The organism is Gillisia sp. Hel_I_86 (assembly GCF_007827275.1).
Taxonomy (GTDB): domain Bacteria; phylum Bacteroidota; class Bacteroidia; order Flavobacteriales; family Flavobacteriaceae; genus Gillisia.
Genome location: NZ_VISE01000001.1, coordinates 1,932,269 through 1,953,430, shown reverse-complemented (window position 1 = coordinate 1,953,430; position 21,162 = coordinate 1,932,269). Strand labels below are relative to the sequence as shown.

The following is a 21,162-nucleotide window of genomic DNA, read 5'->3' as shown; positions in this document are numbered from 1 at the left end:
TTTTAATTGATGAGAACACTGGATAAACATGCTAAAAATTACCTATTTGATACCGTGCATCAACTTTTTTAACAGCGGATGCAACATAATTATAAGAACTCCCGCTACAGCTGGAATTATAAAGAACAATAAAAAGAACGTAGAGAGAGAATATTCCGCAGTAATTTCATCTATCATTCCCCCTGTGGTTCCCGCTAATTTATTACCTATAGCTATTGCCAAATACCAGATCCCAAACATAAATGCGATCATTCGTCCTGGAACCAGCTTGCTTAAATAAGATAAACCCACCGGCGACAAGCACAATTCTCCCATGGTATGGAAGAAATAAGCAAATACCAACCAGATCATACTGACAGCTGCTATCTTGGCACCAGATGGAATTCCATAAGCCCCATAGGCCAAGGATAAAAATCCAACCCCTAATAAGATTAATCCAGCCCCATACTTTACAGCTACGGAAGGATTGTATTTACTTTCCCAAAGTTTAGAAAACAAAGGCGCAAAAATAATAATGAACAAGGAATTAAGAACACTAAACCATGAGGCCGGAACCTCTGGGTTTTCTTGAAGATATTGGTTGTAAAGCATAAACCCAACCAACACCCATATAATTATAAAACTGGTTCCTAAAAACACATTAGACAATCCATATTTCGCAAAAGTCTGCCGAAAAAGTTTAAACAACACCCATGTAATAATCCCCAATGGAATTATAGTGATCAGGGTATTTACAACCCTAAAAATATTAGCAGAGCTACCATCTAAAACCCTATCTGTATAATCTGCAGCAAAAATTGTCATAGAACCGCCTGCTTGCTCAAAAGCTGCCCAAAAGAAAACGGTAAAAAAGGCAAAGATGGACACGGCTATCATTTTATCCCTCACTATTGGACTGTACCTAATAATCCTGGATACCAATAAAATTATAAAAATTATAAGGGCGAACAAGATCATAAAGTTAGAACCATCCATCCCGGCAACAGTAAAGTCAAATATATTGGTGCCTCCAATTTTAGACATGGGATCATTAATGATCCACACCAAACCTATCACCGCACTAATTATAATGAAAGCTTTATCCAATAATGTGAATGGGTTCAGTTTATCTACCGTTTTATCAATAGTTACCTCTTCTGCTCCCTTAATTGGTTTCTTACCTACTTCCCCGAAAATATTTTGGGCAAAATAGAATTGTAAAAGACCAAAAAACATAAAGATCCCGGCAAGACCAAAGCCCCAGTGCCAACCAATTTCTTCTCCAACATAGCCACAAAGTAAGATCCCCAAGAATGCTCCTGCATTAACCCCCATATAATAAATAGTGAAAGCTCCATCCTTTTTCTCTTCATGTCCCTCGTACATATGAGAAATAATAGACGTCATGTTAGGTTTAAAAAACCCATTCCCTAATATTAAAAAGAATAATCCCACATACAGCATAAATTCTGTATTCAGTGCCATACTCACATGGCCAAGAGTCATCAAAAAAGCGCCCAAAATCACAGCGTTTCTATAGCCCATATATTTATCGGCAAGGAAACCACCCAAGATTGGCGTTAGATAAACTAAAGAGGTATAGGTACCATACAGGGCAAGTGCATGCTCTCGAGGCCAAGCCCAACCTTCATTAAATAAAGCTGAAGTTAAAAAAAGCACCAATAAGGCACGCATTCCATAATAGGAGAAGCGTTCCCACATTTCAGTAAAAAACAAAACAAATAACCCGGAAGGATGACCTAAAACATTCGAGTTGAAGAAATCCTCGGAAGATGCCTTATCTACTGACATAAAAACCCTAATTAATTTCTGTATCTGCTAGTTCGTAAGGTTCCTGTTCCAACATTTCCCTCTCATTATCTTCAGCTCCATGTGTAAGTCTCTTTAATGGCTTCAACATTAAAAGAACGATAGAAGCAAATGTAACCGTGAATATAGTTATTCCAGAGAAAATTGCAATATCACCCGCTTCCGAAGCGAATGCACCCAGTTCCCCAGCCACTTTATTACCTAAACCTGTAGCGGCAAATAAACACCCATCATTAAAGACGCATATTTAACCGGAGCTAATTTGGTGATAAAAGAGAGTGCAACCGGAGAAGAACAAAGCTCTCCAATAGTATGGAATAAATAAGCCAATACCAACCAGTACATTGCAGATGACCCATTAGATTCAAACTGCATTGCGGCAAAAACCATAAATATGAAACCTATTCCCATAATTATAACCCCGATGGCCATCTTAAAAATGGAAGATGCTTCTTTGCTTTTCAGTTTTCGTTTAGCCCAATAATTTGCTATCACTACTCCAAATATAATGATGAACATCGCATTTAAAGATTGAAACCAAGACGCGGGCACCTCGTTCCCAATTCCAAAAGGAAGGCTAAATGGGATAGATCTATTTGTATTGTCTAAAGCATAAATATTCATTAATCCACCGGCTTGCTCAAAAGCTCCCCAGAATACGATCACCAAAATAAAAGAAAGCAGCATCACTACATATCTATCTTTCATGATCTGGCTTGTAAGATCTTTATAAACCATCATCATCATGGCAACCACCAAGGTTAAGAACAAGAACAACAGTCCGTAACCAAATCCCCATGATAACCAACCCCAAATTGATGCTCCTAATAAAATTGTTGAAACCACTAATTGTAATGGGGAATTTAATAGTTCACTAAAAAGATTCCCTAAAGAAGCACCTTCGTTGCGCTCTACTTTAGACAATAGATTCCCTACATTGGTTAAATATTTTTGGCCCCATAAATAAACTATTAGCCCAAGTGCCATAGCGATTCCAGCAAGACCAAAGCCATAGTGCCATCCATACACTTCTCCAACGGTACCTACAATTATACTGGATAAAAATGCACCAACATTAATTCCTATATAAAATATGGTAAAACCTTTATCCCGTCTTATATCCCCTTCTTTATATAAACCACCCACCATTGTAGAAATGTTTGGCTTTAAAAGTCCGACCCCAGCGATAATTAATCCCAAACCGGTGTAAAAAGCCCACATTTCTTCCACGGCTAAAATACCATGGCCAAATACCAGAATTATTCCCCCAATGAGTACTGCCTTTTTTTGGCCAAAGACTTTATCGGCAAGAATACCTCCCGGTATAGATACCACATAAACAAGCATTGTGTACCAACCGTAAAGTGCCAATGCCTCAGGCTGTGTCCAACCCAAACCAGCATTCCCTCCTGTTGTTGCACTCACAAGATAGAGAACCAAGATTGCGCGCATTCCATAGTAAGAAAACCGTTCCCACATTTCTGTGAAAAATAAGATATACAATCCCATAGGATGCCCGAATAATTCCTTTTGATTTGCCGGAGGTGCTGTATTTGCCATTATATAGTTATTGGTAAGGTTATTATAAATTTTCTTTAATGAAGTTTGTCATCTTAGTGTACAAGTGCAATCTTGTGTTTCCACCATAGATCCCATGATTTCTATCCGGGTAAATTGCCCAATCGAATTGCTTATTCGCTTGTACCAGAGCTTCTATTAATCTCATGGAATTTTGAACATGCACATTATCATCCCCAGAACCGTGAACCAAAAGGTACTTCCCTTTTAATTTCTCTACATGGTTAATTGGGGAATTCTCATCGTACCCACTTGCATTCTCTTGCGGAGTGGTCATATAACGCTCTGTATAGATGGTATCGTAAAATCTCCAGCTAGAAACCGGTGCAACTGCAATTGCCATAGAGAAGACATCGTTTCCTTTTAAGATTGCATTCGTAGACATAAATCCTCCGTAGCTCCAGCCCCAGATCCCAATTCTTTCTGAATCTATATAATCCAGCTCCCCTAATTTCTTGGCCGCCGCAATTTGATCTTCCAATTCAAATTTTCCCAATTCATTTTGGGTTATTTTTTTGAAAGCTGCTCCCTTAAATCCTGTTCCGCGCCCATCGACAGAAACTACAATATATCCCAAATCTGCAAGCATCTGGTACCAATAATCATTTGAACCTGCATAGGAATTTGAAACAGTTTGAGAACCTGGCCCAGAATACTGGTACATCAAAAGTGGGTATTTCTTGGTGGCATCAAAATCTGACGGCTTAATGGTCCACATATTCAATTCGTTTCCATTGATTTCTATAGTGGACAACTCTTTGGGAGAAAAATCAAATGCTTTCTCCATTTCTTTTAATGCTGAATTATCCTTGATCTTTCTCACCAGTTTTCCATTCTCAGCATTATGCAATGTATATTCATTTGGAGTTGTGGTATTATTGAAGGTATTGATGAAAAATGTATAATCTGCACTAAAATCGGCATTGTTTGTGCCGGTTTTTTCGGTTAGACGGGTTTTCTTGGAACCATCGGTTTTAATGGAATACACATCCCTATTTACACTTCCATTTTCTGTACTTTGGAAATAAATCCTTTTAGTTTTCGGGTTAAACCCATAATAATCGGTCACTTCCCAATCCCCCTTTGTAATCCTATTTAAAAGTTTTCCAGATTTGTCGTAGTGATAAATATGATTGTACCCATCCTTCTCACTGGTCCAAATAAAGCTGTTATCGTCTAAAAAAGTTAAATTATCTGTAATGTCCACATAAGCTGCATCCTCTTCATTTAAAAGAACTTGTGCTTCATTCTTTTCAGCATTTACAAAAATAAGGTCCAGATTATTTTGATGACGGTTAAGAACCTGGGCACTTAAGATATTTGGGTTATTTGTCCATTTAATTCGAGGGATATAAAAATCTTTATAGTCCCCTAAACTAACCTCGTTGGTTTTGGAATTCTTTAGATCGTAGATATGTAATGAAACATTTGCATTTGCCTCTCCTGCTTTTGGATATTTAAATGTGGAGGCTGTAGGGTATAAGTCGCTTCCGATAATATCCATGGAAAATTCCGGTACGTCAACTTCATCGAACCTCAAAAAAGCGATTTTTGTTCCATCGGCATTCCAATCGAATGCTCTTACAAAAGCAAATTCTTCTTCGTAAACCCAGTCTGTAATCCCATTGATTACCTCATTCTTTTTACCGTCTTTGGTTACTTGGGTTTCTTTCCCGGTAGAAAGATCTTTTACAAAAAGGTTGTTTTCAAAAACATAGGCTACTTTAGAAGCATCTGGAGAAAATGTTGGCTCCTGCACTTTCTTTTCGCTTAATTTCTTTAGTTCTTTGGATTTTACATCGTAGATATAAAAAATTCCCTTTGAAGAATGACGGTAGATCTTGTCCAACTCTGTAGCCAATAAGACCATATTTTCATCTGCACTAAGCTCGTAAGATTGGAACCTCGATAATTCTGGCAAATCCAAACTATTTAAAAGGCTTCCCTTTTTATCACCCGACTTATAATCGAAAACATCTATACTGGAAGTCCCGGCTTTTCTATCTTGATTAAGAACGATATATTGGGTTCCATTATTTAAAGATTTCAAAGATTCCAGTCGCTCCTGCCCAAAGGTGCCCCCCCATATATCTTCTAAAGTGACTTGCTTTTCTTGTGCATAAATCGCAGAAGTTCCTACCAAAAACAGGGTAAGGACAAATTTTGGTATTCTCATAAATGTGTAAAATAAATTTTATAGGCCAAGTTTACTAAAAATTCAGCAAAAAAAGCAGTTTTTTGGTGTTAAATACTAACAGAATGTTAAAGCAGAAAAATTGCCAAAGTCCAATTTTTCCTTTTGCGATAAGACTTGTTTCCTCAATAAGAGCAGTAATTGTATCTTTGAAGCACAAATCTATTATCCAATGATCACACCCATTAGCGGTTTTTCCAAATTGAACAAGGAAGAAAAAATTGACTGGTTGCTAAAAACATATTTACAGGGTTCCAATATTGCCGAAAAAGTATTGAAACAATATTGGAACGAGAATGAGGCGGTACAACAACTACATGAGGAATTTACCGAAAACACCCTGAGCAATTTTTATTTGCCCTTTGGGATAGCACCTAACTTTTTAATTAATGGAAAGTTAATGGCGATCCCTATGGCCACCGAAGAAAGCTCTGTGATTGCCGCAGCCAGTAAAGCCGCGAAATTCTGGCAAACCCGAGGAGGGTTTAAAGTAGAAGTTTTAAATACCACCAAAAATGGACAGGTTCATTTTATTTATAACGGAGATAGGGAGAAATTAAATCGGTTTTTTAAGGGTGTTAAGCCTGTATTATTCGATGCTGTTAGCGGCGTTACCAGAAATATGCGGAAGAGGGGTGGCGGCGTGTTGGGTATCGAGTTGGTGGATAAGACCAAGTTGATAAGTGGTTATTTTCAGTTGCACTGTACTTTTGAAACCAAGGATTCTATGGGTGCCAATTTTATAAACTCCTGTTTAGAAAAATTTGCAGATACCTTAAAAGAGGAAGCTGCAAAGTTTCAGGAATTTAATGTTGAAGAAAAACGCTTGGAAGTGATCATGAGCATCCTTTCCAATTATGTGCCGGAATGCTTGGTAAAAGTTGAAGTTTCGTGTCCGGTTTCAGAATTATATGATGACACACATATTTCCCATGGAACATTTGCCGAGAAATTCTTAACAGCCATTAAGATTGCTGAAGTAGAGCCGTATCGAGCTGTTACACATAACAAAGGGCTTATGAATGGTGTTGATGCTGTAGTATTGGCGACCGGAAACGATTTTAGAGCCATAGAAGCGGGCATTCACGCCTACGCTTGCAAAGATGGGTTTTACACTGGTTTGACTCATGCCAGCGTAGAAAATGACATTTTTAAATTCTGGATGGAAATCCCATTAGCTTTAGGAACGGTAGGCGGGCTTACCAATCTTCATCCACTTGCCAAAGTAGCCTTAGAGATCCTTCAAAAGCCCTCTGCAAGGGAACTAATGGAGATTGTTGCTGTTGCAGGTTTGGCACAAAACTTCGCGGCAGTGAAAACCTTGGTGACAAATGGCATTCAGCAGGGGCACATGAAAATGCATTTAATGAATATCCTGAATTCCCAGAACGCAACTCCAAGAGAAAAGGAGGAACTTATTCATTATTTTAAAAAACATACGGTTACCCATAGTAGTGTCTCCGAGCAATTAGAACGAATCCGAAATTAACAAACTGCATTTATGACCACTTTTCGAAGTAACGGAAAACTGTTGATCACCGGGGAATATGTGGTTTTGGATGGAGCCGTTTCTTTATCCCTTCCCACAAAATTCGGGCAAAGCCTAAATGTTGAAAAAACCTCCAAACAGGGAATACACTGGATTGCCTTCGACCATAAAAACAAAAAGTGGCTTGAAGTATTTTTCGAAATCGAGGAGGTGCTTAAAAAACCAGATATTGCTCCATTAGCAGGATCCATTTCAGAAGAAGCCTATCTTTTAAAAATTTTGCAGACAGCAAATTCATTAAATCCTAATTTGCTTAAGAATTCGGACGGTTTCATTGTAACTACGCAACTTGATTTTCCAAAGAATTGGGGCCTTGGCACTTCTTCAACATTAATAAATAATATCGCCCAATGGTTTCAAATAGATGCTTATAAATTGCTGCAATTAACCTTTGGAGGAAGCGGATATGATATTGCTGCTGCGCAATATAACAATGCCATTACTTATGAGCTCTCCAACGAAAAAAGGAACGTATTGAATGTAGATTTCGATCCAAGTTTTAAGGATGAGCTGTTCTTTGTGCATTTAAATAGAAAACAAAACAGTAGGGATTCTATCCAACATTATAGAGATCAATCTAAAGCTGAAATGCAAAAGAACATTGCGAAAATCTCTAGCTTAACGAGTCAGTTTCTTCATTGTGAAACCTTAAAAGAATTCGAACTATTGGTAGAGATCCACGAAACCATCATTTCAAAAATCCTAAATACTCCAAAGGTGAAATCGGAACTTTTTCCTGATTTTCCGGGTGTCGTAAAAAGCCTTGGGGGATGGGGTGGCGATTTTGTATTGGCAACAGGAAAAGAAGCAGCCCAAGATTATTTTAGAGGAAAAGGATATAAAACTATCATTTCTTATAATGATATGGTCTTTTTTCAGTAGTGTCCAGTTAAAGAGTAAAGAGCGCTTCGCTGAAAGATACTCCCTTACCATGTTTGGGAAGGGATGGGGTGGAGATGTGTTAATATAATTTACACTTCCCTCCTAAATTTCCCCTCTGGGAGGACTTCAAAACAACAATATTTTGAACCAGAGCCCTAACTGATACTCAATTAAATAACAACGAAAATTATCAACCAAAACTTTTTAATATGGTAACTATATTAGAATCAAAAATTACTTGTCCCAACTGTGGACATGAAAAGAAAGAGGATATGCCAACAAACGCTTGCCAGTTCTTTTACGAATGTGAAAATTGCAAGCAAGTACTAAAACCCACAGAAGGTGATTGTTGTGTGTATTGTTCTTACGGAAACGTTCCCTGTCCTCCCATTCAGGAAGATAAAGGTTGTTGTTAAGTACGCAACCGTAGGGGATAAAAAGGCTTTCATTTTAATAAACCAGTAGATCCTTATCCCAGTTCGATTCTTTGAACTTATTCTTACAGAAAAAAACCCGCTCTAGTTCTTAAATTCGTCATCCTGAGACCCGAAATAAAAAAATTTACCTAGCGCAGGAAATTGACGTATGATGATTCCAAGCAGATTTATTGTCTTAGGAATTTCTTTTTTGCAAGTGTAGTGCTTTCCCGGCGTAAAATTTTTGAAGCCTTGGAGAAAATTTAGCTGGGGAAGTACGGTTCTAATTATGCGGTAGCATAATTGGAAACACCTACAAAAAAGTGTCCTTTTTTTGGTTCGTTTTTTTGGACAAGAAAAAAAAATGAACAATGATAAAAATTAAATGAAGCTTTACCGACCAAAGGGAGTGTTTTATATATTTTTAAAAATATGTCAATGATAATTCAGTTCAGGATCCATTAGAAGCTGGAACCTCTTTAATTCGACGTTGGATTTAATCTAGCCCCCTACAATTTTAAGCAAATAAAAAGCCCTTGATTTTCTCAAGGGCTTTTTATGTAATATATTATTTAGGGACTAGTAAAAACGAGCTCTGTTATCTTCAATTTCAGCATTTTCTTTTAAAGCTTGGAATACCCTGGAAACTACTGCTTGCCTTCTCTGTGAAGCTTCCCTCAGGGCGAAGCTCTTATAAGAATCCATTTTTGGTGCTGCATTTAAAGCAACCATTTCCACAACATAAACCCCTTTTTCACCCGAAATTGGCTTGCTCACCGTTCCCGGTTTTAAAGAAAACGCAGCTCCAACCACTGCTGGCTCGTTACCAGCACCTGCCAAAGTTGGATTATTCAAGTTAATAGCGCTTGCTGTTTGAACACTTGCTCCATTATTTTTAGCGATTTCAGCTAAAGATGCTCCTTTGGCTTTTTCCTTTAAAAGTTTTGCTTTTTTCTCTTTCATCAAGATAGGTGTTACCGTTGCAGATGCTTCTTCTGCAGACATTATGCCTTTCTTTTTAACGGCAGTAACCTGTGCTACCACATATCCTCCAGGAACTTCAAATCTCTTGATATCTCCTGCTTTTACATCATCCTCAAAAGACCACTGTACAATTCTCCTTTGTGCACCAACTCCTGGGATATTCTCCTCCAAAACTTTCATGCCCCTTACGGTTTTCACTTCGTAATTATCGGCTTTGGCTACTTCAGCGAAATCTTTGTCCTTGTCCTTAGCAGCTATTTCAAACTTTGTAACCTTGGTATAAAGATCGTTCAATGATTTTTCTGAAGGCTCGATCTCCCTAGCAATAGTTGCTAGCTTCACTCCGCGCTCTTCAGCAGTTTTATCTTCAATAGAAATTACATGGTATCCAAACTCAGACTCTACAACCCCGATATCCCCCTTATTATTATTGAACACATAGTCGTTGAAATTCTTGATCATAGATCCTGGTCTAAAAAATCCAAGATCGCCTCCTTTATCTTTTGAAGCGATATCTGCTGAATATTGAGCCGCTAAAGCTTCAAAACTAGCTTTGTTTTTTCTTACAACTCCGGCAAGGCTATCTGCCAATATTTTTGCTTCTTCTTTAGTTCTTAAAGTTTCAGCAGCGGTTGGCAAACCTTTCCAAGAGATCATGATGTGGCTTGCTTTTGCAGAATCTGCAATTTGAACAGCTTCTACCATTTTAGTCACTTTCCAATATCCACCTTCTTTATATGGCCCATACGTTTCACCTTCATTCAAATTAAAAATTTGGTCGGCAAAACTTCCTTTTAAATCACTTTTGAATAAAATCCTATCCTGATATTGAATATCTGAATTTTGATTTACAAATGCTTCCACATCATCCGCTTCTTTAAAGCTTGGTAAGGTATCATTCTTACTAGAAGCTGAATTAAATTCTACCCTACTATTGAGAACACCTGCAACCACTGACTTAGCTTCACTGTCATCTTCTTTGGATGCTTCTTCAGGAAAAAACACAAATTGGATATCCCTGGTTTTCTCTACCTGAAATCTTTCTGAATGTTTCTTAACATAATCCTTGATTTCGTCTTTGGAAACACTTACTTGAGTATCTGCAATGCTGGAATATGGTAGCTGCACGAATTTAAGATCGATGTTATCGTTCTCCATTTTGTAGGCTTGCTCCCCTTCCAATAAGGTAGCACCAACTCCGGCTCTTACCATATTATAGTAAATATTCTCTTTTGCATTTTCTGCTATGGAATTCTCGTAAGCAACCCATTGGTTATATGCTTGGGGAGAAGTAGCCTTTAAATTAGCCACATATTCTTGTAGTTTGTTTTCATCGAACATCCCAACTTCATTCACAAAATTTGGGTTTTGGGCCAATTGAAGCCGAAGCAATTCCCTAACCTGAGCCTCCCCTACATTGATCCCCAGCTTTTCAAATTCTTCTTGCAAAACAACTTCACGAAGTTTTAGGTCCCAAACCTGGTTCACAACCTGAGAAGTAGTTGCATTAGGCCCCATGTTTTGTTGGTAAGCATCTACCTGTCTGGCAAAATCCTCTCTGCTTATCTCTTCTCCATTAACGGTCGCAACCACATTTTGTGATTTTTGTGAGCTTAAGCCCCCATTACGAATTACATCGGCAAGTACGAATGAGAACAATGCCAATGCAATAATTATGATAAGGAAAACAGACCGTTGTCTAATTTTATTTAATACTGCCATTTGTAGTTGTTATTTATCTAATATAGTGCGCGAAAATAGTGTTTTTAACCTAATTATAAAACTTAATATTTGCAAAATATTAACGTAATTCTTTTTAATTTTTGTCTTTTAATTGAATTTCCACCAATTCTATTTTAGTGTTGGTGGCATCCAAGATCTTAAAGTGGTAGTTATTGATCTTTACTTCTTCATCTATTTCCGGAATCTCCTCGGTATGATTGGTAATGAAACCTCCAAGTGTTTCGTAATTTTCGCCTTCGGGAATATCTAATTTGTAGGTTTCATTTAGATAATCCACTTCCAATCTAGCAGAAAATTTATAATGATCTTCACCAAGTTTTTCTTCAATAAGAACAACAGAATCGTGTTCGTCTTCTATTTCCCCAAACAATTCTTCCACAATATCTTCTATGGTGATCATTCCGCTGGTTCCTCCATATTCATCTATCACTACCGCGATACTCTTCCTTTTCTTGATCAAAATATTAAGTACGTCTTTAACCCACATTGTTTCTGGGGCATACACCACGGGAAGAAGTATGGATTTAAGGGTTTTTGGTTTTTTAAAAAGTTCAAAAGAGTGAATATAGCCTATGATATCATCTATTGTTTCATTATAAACAAGGATCTTGGACAAGCCGGTATCGGTAAAAATTTTGACAAGGTCTTTGGGATCCACATTTTGGTCTACCGCCACGATCTCCGTTCTGGGCACCATCACCTCACGGGACTTGATATCTGAAAATTCCAACGCGTTTTGGAAGATCTGTATTTCTGAATCCATTTCTTCATCAGACTCTACGGTTTCGAGCTGCTCGCTTATAAAATTTCCCAATTCCAGTTTGCTGAAGGCCAGTTGCACCTCGTCCCCTTCGGTTTTAAAAAACCGTTTCAGAATAACATCTGAGATCCAGATTACGAAAGAAGAAACAAAACTGAACAAGAAATAGAACAAATATGCTGGGATTGCGAAGATCTTTAAAAAAGAGTTCGCATAGATCTGGAAAAACACCTTCGGAAGAAATTCTGCGGTAAAAAGAATAACCAGTGTAGAAATGATGGTTTGGGTAAGCAAACTAAAATCTGTGACCATTGCGGTTACAAATCTACTTTCTGAGGGCATGAGACCAAGTAGGACAGTCATGATCAACTCTCCCATATAGAAACCATAAACCACTAAGGCAATATTGTTGCCCACCAACATCGTGGCAATAAATTTCGAAGGTTTTTTGGTTAATTTTTTAAGGACATTCGCAAGGATACCGGACTGCCTTTTTTCAATTTCAATAAAGATTTTATTGGAAGAAATGTATGCTATTTCCATTCCTGAGAAAAATGCCGATAGAATAAGACTGCATACAATAATTAGAATTTCAGCTTCCATAGTAATTAATGCTTGTCATTTTCCAGTTTCCGCCTGAAACGTCTTTTAAAAAAGAACATAAAAACAGCAATAACTACAAAGAAAACAAAAAGATATGCACGGTTTCTTTCCTCGTTCCAAATCCTAAAAGCTTCGAACAGAAAAAATGCCGCTATAAATAAATAGGCGTATTCAAAATATTTAAAAAACTTCATCATTTTTTTTCTCTTCTATTATTTGAATTCCCACGTTTGTACGGGAACGAAAATTAGTGAAATTTAAATCGGAATCAAAACCTTGGCCATCATTCCGAGCGCCATTTGCAAATTGTATGGTATTGCGCCTATCGGTAAAAATCCATCCTGCTTTTTGATCCCAAAACAATTGATCTGCCTTTAGTTTTGTGCTGTCACTGGTAATTAAAACCACATTGTCCTGAAGATCGATGAGGCCAGTTTCATCATAGATAACCCCATAATTAGCTGTGACAGTATTTTTTTTCTGGTTTTCATCAAAAAATTCTACTTGTATCCCGTCTGGAAACTCCCTATATGGAAATTCCATGTTTGTGAAATCCAGCATTTTTGGGCTTTTTAGGGTAGCTACCACTCTTCCAGAATCGGTATATTTTAAATTAAGGCCCATCCCTATTGCTTGCGGGTTCTCATCTGGCATATCCAATGCTCGTACCCTGTTTAGGTTGCCTTCACATGAAAAAAGCATTGTCACGGTGATAGCCGTGACAATGCCTGTAATTATTTTTTGATATGTGATCATTGATTTTACAATGAAGGTACTCTTACTGTTTCTCCAATCCAACATCCTATCCTCACACTTTGACCTTCTTTTCCTTCTTGAAAAATATCGGATTTTTGTGGAGCCCTTCCTTTGTAAGCAGCTACCGATTGGTTTGCAACACTGCTTAAAGATGGATCTACACGACCTGCTCTAGAAGCATACTCTGCAGCTAACCAATATACAGCTCTCTTGTCGAAAGTGGTTTGCCCACAGTTGTTTGCGCTTTTTGCTACCATATCTGCAATTTGTAAATATGCTCTCCCCGCAGAGGGTTTAGCAGCTAATGCCTTGTTGTAATAATTTCTTGCTTGTCCATAACTACCTTTTCTCTTATAGTTATCTGCTAATTTCATATATACTCTAGATTTATCTGAAGGATTTGTTTCCAACTCTGCAGACTCATTATAGTATTTCATTGCTTGAGAACTATTCCCCTTAGCATCTGCCAATTGTCCTAAATAAAGGGCAGATTTTGCAGAAGGTTCTGCTGTGTGCAATGCTTCAGATAATTTAAAGAAGATAGGGTCTTCTGTACAATCCTTTGCAGACAATCTTCCAGAAGCAATTTTTAACCAAGCTACATCTGTTTTTCTTTCAGCAAAATCCTTGTTGTATAAAGGAATCAAGTTATCACAATCTGCTCTTTGACCTAACTTACCATTAATACTGCTTTTTACAGTACTATAAGCTTTCAGGTTAATTTCAGAATTTGCAACCAATTGTGCTTCTTTTGCAGATAACTCTTCACCTGCATCTTGCTTCACTAAAAGTGGCGCAAGGAATTCTGCCATTTTATTTTCTTCTTCTTCTACTTTAGAGATCACCTCATCGTAATTTTCAAAAACATCTTCCAGAGATCTTTTACCTTCATCTTGAAGATCTACCAATAAAGAGAAATATGCATATAATGCTCTTGCACTGGTGAAGCTTTCTTTATCTGCCTTAAAAGCTGCATCGAAAGCTGCGAACTGCTCTTCTTTAGTTCCTATGCCATTGTCATATTTAAGCATGGCGATATCACCTTGTACTTCACCTGCACTTGTTTTAGCTGGGAAATATTTTAAACGATCGTTCATTAGATCTATAGTCTCTTGAACCAATTTTGCTTTATCTGCCCCTTCTGCTTTGGACATTTTATCTTTTAAAACACGATCCAGATATTGAAAAGTTGCCAAACTATACGTAGGACATTTTTCTTTAACCTCCATCAATGGCGCGTACGCCTGCTCGTACCTTTTGGCTTTTGCATCATCGTATGCCAGCGCTGCCTTAGTCGTACAGTCTACGTTAGATTGAGCTTTAACTAGACCAGAGCTTAAAAGCAATCCCGATAGTAATAGTATAAATTTAGTTTTCATGTTTTTATATTTATTTTGGTTAATCAAATTTGCGTTGTACGAACCATTTATCATTTAAAGACAAACTTATTGAAAGTTTAAAAAAGTTTTCCTGAATTAAACCGGAATTTGTTGTACCGCGCTGTCCATACTCAATTCCCAAGTTTGCATTTGAAAAGTTTCGCCCTGCGGGTAATCCTACTCCAAAAGATATGCCAAACTCGTTTATCCCTTCATCCCCAAGGTTAAGACCCGTTTCTTCAAATCGCAATCCGGCACGATAAACCACTCTACTAAAATAACTGGTCAAGGAATTATATTCTGGGATATAAAATCCTCCCAATCTATATTGAGAAGCATTATCATATTGTACCTCTGCAAAAGAATTTCCAGAATTAAAATTATAATCACTAGCAGAGACTCTTCCATACTCTGCTCCCAAGAACCATTTATTATTAGTACCAATTCCCGCACCAAGTGTTAACTCAGACGGCAACGAAAGGTCTCCTTGTGGGAACGTTACATCGCTCTCCTCTACAACCACTTCACTTCCATCTGTCCTAAAGGAGATTGTAGCAACATGGCTCATTTTCTCTGTGGTAATATCCATTTGTGGAGCATAGGTAGCTACCGTATACAACTTCAGCTTATCATTTAGGTTCCTTTGGTAATCCAATCCGAAATTTAAATTAAACCCTCGAAGATCTGTTCTATTGATTTGTCGAGAGCCAAATTGAACTCCGTTTTGAAGCGTTGTAAAGTTATTCTGAATATTCCCAAAATTATAATTTACATCTATTCCAACACTTAAATTCTCATTGACCGCATACCCCGCAGTTAAGAAAACTTTGTTCATCCCTCCACGACCGGTAAACCTATTTGAAGTTTCCTCGTTGGTTTCCAGTATTCTATAGCCTACAGAAGTAAATGGAATTAAACCTAATCCAAAGTTCAATTTTCCGGTAGGAAGGCCTATTGCCAAATAGTCCAATGAAGTTGTTCTACTGGATTCGCTCTCATCTTCTGTTTTTAATGCAGTACTTTGATAGCTTCCTCCAACGGTAAAAGTTGTTAACCGCAGCCTCCCATAGGAACCGGGGTTCCGCAAGTTTAAATGAATACTATCTGAGAACATCCTAATACCTCCCATAGACTGATTTTCTACTGTACCTTTGAATTTTGTAAGGCCAATTCCATAAAATGAATAGGGGGATGATGTTCCTTCTTGCGCAGCCGATGCAACCGTAGTTAATAAGGCCACGAGTATTATAAATCGTTTAATCATTGAGATTTATTAAATTCTAAAATGTAATTCAATCCTTCAAGGAGAAAATTTGAGTTCGCAAAGATGCTATTTTTTAATCGTTTACACAAAAATTGTGAGTCTCCACCTGTCAAAATTATTGTTAAATCTTTAAACTGAGAGCTATACTTGGAAATCACCCCATCGATTTCAGAAGTAATTCCAATAACCACACCAGATTGCATGCTCTTAACGGTGGTGTTTCCAATAAAATCTACATCTTCTTCCGGTTCTAATAACGGTAAGTTTTCTGTAAACGTATTCATCGCCTGAAATCTCATTTGCAAACCTGGAGAAATAGCGCCTCCCAAATATTGATTTTCGCTATTCTTAAAATCGAATGTAATACAAGTGCCTGCATCAATTACCAGGACATTTTGAGATGGATATAGTTTACTTGCAGCAGAAACCAATGCAATTCTATCATTCCCCAAAGTCTTGGGTGTTGTATAAGAATTTAAAAACACTTGAGGCAACTCCTGATCCAAAACATACATTTTATAGTCCTCCTGAAGTTTTTGCAACCACTTGGAAGGTGTTTTTGATACCGAAGAGATCAAAACATCACTGATATTTGGATAGCTTTGATCCAGTTCTTCAAGGTTTTTTAAAAAATTTTGCTTGAGCCCTGTTTTTTTCTTGATTAACACATCACCTTGGAATACAGCCATTTTCACAAGTGTATTCCCTATATCTATCACTAGATTCATAGATTTCAATTAAAAAAGCGAAGTTACAAAAGCATTTTTTTAATTTTTCCTTTGTGGGTTAATAAAAATGAAATTATATTTGCACCCGCTTGAAAGGCTTATATAAGCAATAAAGCAACTGGTGCCTTAGCTCAGTTGGTAGAGCAAAGGACTGAAAATCCTTGTGTCCCTGGTTCGATTCCTGGAGGCACCACCTTTAAAAACCTGTATGAAGCTGAATTATAGCCGATTACAGGTTTTTTTATTAGTCTAGGGTGCTTAAAAGGGTGTTTTGGAGAAAATAACCATATATTAATTTAGTAGGGGGTATCAGACAAAACAAGTTATTCAATATAGTTTATAACAACCGTCAATATGCAGACCCACGCCCTCTCAATTCTTTTAAAAATAAATTAATTTCAGTCACAAATTCCTCTGCCCTATTTGGAGCCATATATAAAGTTATAGAGGTAGTAAATTCACAGTTAGTTATTTCTCGCTCCCCTTCTGTGTAATCTATAGATTTCATCTCACTCCATTTGGATTACTATTTTTCGCAATCATATTTACTATACCAATAGACTGACTTGATAAGGATTCATTATTAAAGTGAATATTATCAATTACCAAATCCTCTAAAAAAATTTGATATTCATTCCTGTACATTAAGTTTCTTTGTGTACGATCTCTATATTTATTGACAACAAACCAGAAAACTTTTTCCTTATCATTCAATTTAAAGAATACCTTGTTAACGAAGTAATTCGCCATCTTTATATCCTTATAATCAGTCTCTCTAACGCTCGAATTCATCACATGAGTTAAACTGTTTAAATGTGTGGCAGCACGATTATTTAGTTGCAATTCATTTTCCCTAATTTCCTTTAAGGTTACTAGATTACATTCCTCATTCTTACATGAAAACATTAAAAACAGAATAAATATTAAAAAACATGAATTAAAAAAATTCATTCTTCTACCTTGGTTCAAAATATTTTTAAGCATAGTAGATTAGTTGTGGCGATTTTAGTCCTTTTCTAGTTCCATTACCCGAGTGTAATTTGTGGCATTGGAAAATTTTAGAGTTAGATTGTTTTGTGTTATTGTAAGTATATCTGCTTCCGCATCATCTAAAAAATAATTATAGTCAATAAAAAGTATATGATTATCATTTATTAAAGCATATTCACCAATAATATTGGTTTCTCCTCCATAGCTATGACAATTTTTGAATATTAATTTTCCATCTTCCTGAAAAATAAAATAGCTGCAAATTTCGTCATATATTATATCTCCATCTTTAACAACATTCCATTTACCTATTAATTTTTCTGAAACACTAGCTTCAGAATTATCATCTTTAGAACAACCAAAACCGAATATGAATGTTCCGATTAGAATTAATTTGAAGTATTTACCCATATTACTTATTGCTTTTTATAAATAGAATTATTTACAGCTTCCCAAGAAATCTCAGTACTTGAAAGTTTCCTAAAATCTAATTTCAAAGTTTGTCCATATTGAAAATCAATATGTAAAGAATAATAGGTATCCTCTTTATTTTCAGTTACAGAAACCTCTTGCCCTAAATCAATAGATTGTTGAAGTAATTCTCTTTGACTAGTTTCCATTGAATTCTGAATTAATATAACATCATTAGAAGTGAATCGGAAACCGTGCTCCCCTGTCGTTGAACCTTGAAGTATCCAAGTTCCTTGAATCCAAGAAGGGGGATTAATGGTAAAATTGGAACTATTATTTACGCTATTATCTGAAGAACATGAGGTTAATATAAACATAAGCAATAGATATAATCTCTTGAATTTTTCAAAGTAGATTACGGATGCAATTTTTTTCATAGCGTTTATTTAAAAAATTATTTTTCAGAATTCAGATCATTAAAATTCGTAAACAACATGTATTTCTGATTACTTAAATTTCTCAATATAATATTACCGTTGTCATAAATAAATAAATCCATTTTTTTTCCCATCATTAAATACCTAGCAGCAGTATAAACTAAATCTCCATTTACACCATCTACTGGATTAGAAATCTGATTTAATTTCACAGAAGGTGTGTTTTCCATATTAAGCCATATATCTCCTGAATCGTCTTTATTAAAAATAAATGTAGAAGAATATACACCCTTATCATATTCATCTGTTTTTTCGTTGTACACAACTAAATATTTAAATGATAGTTCTTGCCCGAATAAATTGGGAATGCTGATAAATAAGATTACAAAAAACAGTACTTTCATAACCTATAGTTAACTACAAGATTTAACGATTAGTACTGCCAGTACTATCACTATTACGACAGGCAAAAGATTAACAACAAATGCTCCTCCTAAAATTGCTCCAGTTTTCGCCGCATCTTCCCTTTCTCCATCCTTACTAAATAAGAAACCTATAATAGCAAATCCTACTATTATACCAATTATAATTAAAACTGCTGTTCCCATTTCCTTTTATTAATTTGAAAGTTCTTGAATAGTTTTATCTGCTTCTGATGATTCCATGAAAACGCTACCGACCTGTTTATACACCATTCTATTACCGCACACGTTGAGAGCGTATGTGGCTCCATGCAGCCCCTTTACACTATCAATAATTTTAATATCTTCTTGATCACAACCCTGTTCAATTGATACGGTTTTTAATAAAGTTTTCTCAGTCGTTCCAAACATTGTTCGATTGACAGAACCACAAGACCAAATTAATGTTCCCAGGCAGGCTAAATAGACTAATTTTTTCATAAAGATTGATTTAGGTTTTAAAATTGCGTTTTATAAATAGATTAACCTTACGGTTTTCCATAATTCAAAATAGCGCATATATGCGTTGATAATTAAATCTTGTATTCTTCACCTTTATCGGGTGCAAAAAATTAAAAACCAATCCTTCATTAAATCATTCGGCGATAAGCTCCGGGAAACAAGAAAGCTCAAGAATTTTTCTCAAGAACAACTTGCCTTTGAAGCTGATATTCCCATTTCTCAGGTAGGGCGTATTGAAAGAGGGGAAGTAAATACAACAATAAGCACTGTTTCTGTTTTAGCGAAAGCGTTAAAAGTCTCTCCTAAAACCTTATTCGATTTCCCGTAAAATTTGAAAAAATAATTCAAATAAAAAAATTAATTCTTAAAAAAGCAGAAAAAAGCCCCTTCCAAAAGTGAAAGAGGCGAATTTGTCCTAAGTATTATAGTTTACATTCTCACCTAAGCAGCTAATTTATAGCTATCACAATCCATATTATTAGCGAACTGTTTATCCAGTAATCTTTTTACTTTTCGCTTGGATTTATCAAAAGAATAATTTGTAATAAATTCGTTGCATTTCCTCTTTCTTTTGTAATATCCATTCTGTGACAAATCCTTTTGTAGATTCAGCCAATAGTGGGGATTGGTATACTGTTTTAAAATATGAATTTCATCCTCTCTAAGAGCTTTTCGCAAGATAAGAAAGTCAATCATCAATAATTTATCAAACTGTTCTATTAGGAACTTAAATAGCCTTCTATAACTTTCCGACTCGTATAAATCCTCTAAGCTAAATATCCCTAAGTCATGCAATTTCCTTTTTTTAATAATCTTAACCTCTATTCTTAAAATATTCTCACTTAGTTTATACTGCTTGGATTTGTTATATATCTTCAAAGAATAATCATTCTTTTCAAATTCTTTTAAATATCCCGCACCTCCAAAAAAACTTATTTTAGAAGGAGCCTTAAAATCCCACATAATGGAATTTTCAATAAATAATGAGGGATCATACTCAAGAGGAATGTTTAATCCAAACTCTAAATTAGTGATTGTGGTTTCACCTGGTCTAATAGAAAATTTATCTACTAAAGTATCAAGAGCCCTGTAATTACCGCAAAGGTTTAAGATATCGTAATTTTGTTTCTCTAAGCCATTATTCATATTCTGCATTTTATGTAGGCTCCCTTTTATATAGGTTGACTTCTTAGCAATCCTTAGCTCCATATTTTGAAAGATTCCTATTTTCGGAAATTCTAAATATTCTCCTGTCTCTCTGTCAATTTTAGAGAATAGACCAACCGGCTTCTTCTTTTCTATCCGAAAATCAAAACTTTCTTTATCAGTAATATAAAAACGAATATAATCTAACATATTAGGCTGCAATTTTATAGTTCGACAGTTCGATTTGTCTCAGTAAGTCCTCATAAAGGTATAATGGCTTTCTACCTACTTTATGGGTTGGAACTAAAATCTTTTTTTGTTTTAGGTTGTGAAGTGTTACTAAGGAAACACCTAAAAATTCCGCCACCTCTTTTCTACTTAATAATTTCTCTTTGTCTTTAGTCATATTTATTTTATTTGTTCAACAATAATTATTTATGGCAACAAATTTATTTTAAATGACTGTTTTTCAGACTAATAAGAACTTTATATATGTTTTAGTGAGTTTTTATATTGCTGAATTTCATTGAGTTACAATGAAAAGGAAAGAAACCTTGATATTAAAAGGGACTGAAATTATTTAAAAAGGGACTGAAAACCCATAAAAAGG

At 36.0% G+C, this 21,162-nt stretch carries 22 protein-coding genes, 1 tRNA gene and 1 pseudogene; 5 read left to right on the top strand and 19 right to left on the bottom strand.

Going from position 1 to position 21,162, the window contains the following annotated elements:
* Nucleotides 1-42 precede the first annotated feature (42 nt).
* The 3 genes and pseudogenes from JM83_RS08740 to JM83_RS08730 all read right to left on the bottom strand — a co-directional run bounded on the left by JM83_RS08740 (nucleotide 43) and on the right by JM83_RS08730 (nucleotide 5,563).
* The gene (locus tag JM83_RS08740) at nucleotides 43-1,791 is read right to left on the bottom strand and encodes a peptide MFS transporter (RefSeq protein ID WP_144961273.1); all 1,749 of its coding nucleotides are present in this window, start codon (nucleotides 1,789-1,791) and stop codon (nucleotides 43-45) included.
* Between the two features lie 7 nt (nucleotides 1,792-1,798).
* Nucleotides 1,799-3,369 (bottom strand): annotated as a pseudogene (locus tag JM83_RS08735) (peptide MFS transporter).
* Between the two features lie 22 nt (nucleotides 3,370-3,391).
* Nucleotides 3,392-5,563, bottom strand: coding sequence for a S9 family peptidase (locus JM83_RS08730; RefSeq protein ID WP_144961270.1), 2,172 nt, complete (start codon nucleotides 5,561-5,563; stop codon nucleotides 3,392-3,394).
* 178 nt (nucleotides 5,564-5,741) lie between these two features.
* On the opposite strand from JM83_RS08730, the gene JM83_RS08725 reads away from it, so the two are divergent.
* From JM83_RS08725 to JM83_RS08715, 3 genes are all read left to right on the top strand, one after another.
* Entirely contained in the window at nucleotides 5,742-7,070 is a 1,329-nt protein-coding gene (locus JM83_RS08725; protein ID WP_261376889.1) for a hydroxymethylglutaryl-CoA reductase, degradative, read from the top strand.
* A gap of 12 nt (nucleotides 7,071-7,082) precedes the next feature.
* Nucleotides 7,083-8,012, top strand: coding sequence for a GYDIA family GHMP kinase (locus JM83_RS08720; RefSeq protein ID WP_144961264.1), 930 nt, complete (start codon nucleotides 7,083-7,085; stop codon nucleotides 8,010-8,012).
* 209 nt (nucleotides 8,013-8,221) lie between these two features.
* Complete coding sequence (locus JM83_RS08715) at nucleotides 8,222-8,428, top strand: GDCCVxC domain-containing (seleno)protein (RefSeq protein ID WP_144961261.1); 207 nt, start codon at nucleotides 8,222-8,224, stop codon at nucleotides 8,426-8,428.
* A 579-nt stretch (nucleotides 8,429-9,007) separates the two neighbouring features.
* Here JM83_RS08715 and JM83_RS08710 read toward each other — a convergent pair.
* From JM83_RS08710 to JM83_RS08680, 7 genes are all read right to left on the bottom strand, one after another.
* Complete coding sequence (locus JM83_RS08710) at nucleotides 9,008-11,134, bottom strand: peptidylprolyl isomerase (RefSeq protein WP_144961258.1); 2,127 nt, start codon at nucleotides 11,132-11,134, stop codon at nucleotides 9,008-9,010.
* A 94-nt stretch (nucleotides 11,135-11,228) separates the two neighbouring features.
* The gene (locus JM83_RS08705; RefSeq protein WP_144961255.1) at nucleotides 11,229-12,518 is read right to left on the bottom strand and encodes a hemolysin family protein; all 1,290 of its coding nucleotides are present in this window, start codon (nucleotides 12,516-12,518) and stop codon (nucleotides 11,229-11,231) included.
* 5 nt (nucleotides 12,519-12,523) lie between these two features.
* Nucleotides 12,524-12,715: a hypothetical protein gene (locus JM83_RS19450; protein ID WP_144961252.1), complete on the bottom strand. Its 192-nt coding sequence runs from the start codon at nucleotides 12,713-12,715 to the stop codon at nucleotides 12,524-12,526.
* Nucleotides 12,699-13,274, bottom strand: coding sequence for an LPS export ABC transporter periplasmic protein LptC (gene lptC / locus JM83_RS08695; RefSeq protein ID WP_144961249.1), 576 nt, complete (start codon nucleotides 13,272-13,274; stop codon nucleotides 12,699-12,701). Before lptC ends, JM83_RS19450 begins: the two co-directional genes overlap by 17 nt.
* Before the next feature lie 5 nt (nucleotides 13,275-13,279).
* A complete protein-coding gene (locus tag JM83_RS08690; protein ID WP_186434974.1) occupies nucleotides 13,280-14,653 on the bottom strand; it encodes a hypothetical protein in 1,374 nt (457 codons plus the stop codon).
* A gap of 19 nt (nucleotides 14,654-14,672) precedes the next feature.
* Entirely contained in the window at nucleotides 14,673-15,917 is a 1,245-nt protein-coding gene (locus JM83_RS08685) for a hypothetical protein (protein WP_144961244.1), read from the bottom strand.
* Nucleotides 15,914-16,645: a type III pantothenate kinase gene (locus JM83_RS08680; RefSeq protein WP_144961241.1), complete on the bottom strand. Its 732-nt coding sequence runs from the start codon at nucleotides 16,643-16,645 to the stop codon at nucleotides 15,914-15,916. Before JM83_RS08680 ends, JM83_RS08685 begins: the two co-directional genes overlap by 4 nt.
* 120 nt (nucleotides 16,646-16,765) lie before the next feature.
* Between JM83_RS08680 and JM83_RS08675 the strand changes: the two genes are divergently transcribed.
* Nucleotides 16,766-16,838: transfer RNA gene (locus tag JM83_RS08675), tRNA-Phe, on the top strand.
* Between the two features lie 156 nt (nucleotides 16,839-16,994).
* Here JM83_RS08675 and JM83_RS19145 read toward each other — a convergent pair.
* From JM83_RS19145 to JM83_RS08645, 7 genes are read right to left on the bottom strand one after another with little or no spacing between them, the layout of a single operon-like run.
* On the bottom strand, nucleotides 16,995-17,153 hold the full coding sequence (locus JM83_RS19145; RefSeq protein WP_186434973.1) for a hypothetical protein: 159 nt from the start codon (nucleotides 17,151-17,153) through the stop codon (nucleotides 16,995-16,997).
* Nucleotides 17,150-17,629, bottom strand: coding sequence for a hypothetical protein (locus JM83_RS08670; protein WP_144961236.1), 480 nt, complete (start codon nucleotides 17,627-17,629; stop codon nucleotides 17,150-17,152). Before JM83_RS08670 ends, JM83_RS19145 begins: the two co-directional genes overlap by 4 nt.
* A gap of 21 nt (nucleotides 17,630-17,650) precedes the next feature.
* Entirely contained in the window at nucleotides 17,651-18,046 is a 396-nt protein-coding gene (locus JM83_RS08665; protein ID WP_144961233.1) for a hypothetical protein, read from the bottom strand.
* Between the two features lie 5 nt (nucleotides 18,047-18,051).
* Entirely contained in the window at nucleotides 18,052-18,483 is a 432-nt protein-coding gene (locus JM83_RS08660; RefSeq protein ID WP_144961231.1) for a hypothetical protein, read from the bottom strand.
* A gap of 17 nt (nucleotides 18,484-18,500) precedes the next feature.
* Nucleotides 18,501-18,887, bottom strand: a complete 387-nt coding sequence (locus JM83_RS08655) for a hypothetical protein (protein WP_144961228.1) — start codon at nucleotides 18,885-18,887, stop codon at nucleotides 18,501-18,503.
* Between the two features lie 9 nt (nucleotides 18,888-18,896).
* Nucleotides 18,897-19,091: a hypothetical protein gene (locus tag JM83_RS08650; protein WP_144961225.1), complete on the bottom strand. Its 195-nt coding sequence runs from the start codon at nucleotides 19,089-19,091 to the stop codon at nucleotides 18,897-18,899.
* A 9-nt stretch (nucleotides 19,092-19,100) separates the two neighbouring features.
* Nucleotides 19,101-19,385 carry a hypothetical protein gene (locus JM83_RS08645; RefSeq protein ID WP_144961222.1) on the bottom strand — a complete coding sequence of 95 codons (285 nt, stop codon included), beginning with the start codon at nucleotides 19,383-19,385 and terminating at the stop codon, nucleotides 19,101-19,103.
* 121 nt (nucleotides 19,386-19,506) lie between these two features.
* Between JM83_RS08645 and JM83_RS08640 the strand changes: the two genes are divergently transcribed.
* Entirely contained in the window at nucleotides 19,507-19,734 is a 228-nt protein-coding gene (locus JM83_RS08640; RefSeq protein ID WP_144961220.1) for a helix-turn-helix domain-containing protein, read from the top strand.
* Nucleotides 19,735-19,847: 113 nt separating this feature from the next.
* Here JM83_RS08640 and JM83_RS08635 read toward each other — a convergent pair whose 3' ends face one another.
* A complete protein-coding gene (locus tag JM83_RS08635) occupies nucleotides 19,848-20,762 on the bottom strand; it encodes a hypothetical protein (RefSeq protein ID WP_144961218.1) in 915 nt (304 codons plus the stop codon).
* A gap of 1 nt (nucleotide 20,763) precedes the next feature.
* Nucleotides 20,764-20,958, bottom strand: coding sequence for a helix-turn-helix transcriptional regulator (locus JM83_RS08630; RefSeq protein ID WP_144961215.1), 195 nt, complete (start codon nucleotides 20,956-20,958; stop codon nucleotides 20,764-20,766).
* Nucleotides 20,959-21,162: the final 204 nt, after the last annotated feature.